This is a genomic window from Streptomyces sp. DH12 (assembly GCF_020873895.1).
Classification (GTDB): domain Bacteria; phylum Actinomycetota; class Actinomycetes; order Streptomycetales; family Streptomycetaceae; genus Streptomyces.
This window is the reverse complement of sequence record NZ_JAHWGT010000428.1, coordinates 1-622: the sequence shown is the minus strand read 5'-3', so window position 1 is coordinate 622 and position 622 is coordinate 1. Positions and strand designations below refer to the sequence as shown.

1 protein-coding gene and 1 pseudogene are annotated in these 622 nt (G+C 69.6%); both read right to left on the bottom strand.

The window, feature by feature from the left end; translation table 11 throughout:
- Positions 1-133: pseudogene (locus tag LPA54_RS34980) on the bottom strand (MFS transporter); the annotation flags it as partial.
- A gap of 111 nt (positions 134-244) precedes the next feature.
- Positions 245-622, bottom strand: a 378-nt coding sequence (locus LPA54_RS34975) for a GNAT family N-acetyltransferase (protein ID WP_228984636.1), incomplete at its 5' end; no start/stop codon positions are given.

Below are 622 nucleotides of genomic sequence, written 5' to 3'. Positions count from 1 at the left end.
ACGCAGAGGAGTGCAGCACCAGGAGGGCGATGAGCGGCAACGCCCCCATGCCGACGGCACTGCCCGCCGCACTGATCGCGTAAGCGCCCCACAAACGCCGGAAGTCCTGCCCGAGCGTGCTCCGCCGTGCCAACCGGACCTCCCGATGGGTGAAGGCGCTCAGCGTAGTGACGTGGGCCGACCACCACCCCCTGATCAGGCCGTCACCGGCCGCATCTCAGAGGAGGGGGGCTGTGCCCGGGTGTTACCGCACCCCCGCCGGACGCCACTCACGCCGAAGAAGTCCGTAGACCCACGAGTCGGAGACGTCGCCGTTGACGACGCAGTCCTCGCGGAGGGTGCCCTCGTGGACGAAGCCGAGCTTCTCCAGTACCCGCGCCGACGCCCCGTTCCGTGTGTCGACGTCGGCCCGGACGCGGTTGAGATCCAGGGTGTCGAAAGCCCACCCCAGGACGCCGTGCACGGTCTCCGTGGCGTACCCGTGGCCCCAGGCCGCGGGATCGAAGACGTAACACAGCACCGCGCTACGGAAGTCCGGGTTCCAGTCGATGAGACCGCACCAGCCGATGAAGGCGCCGTCGGAGACCCGCTCGACGGCCATCCGCGCTCCCGTGCCTTCCTC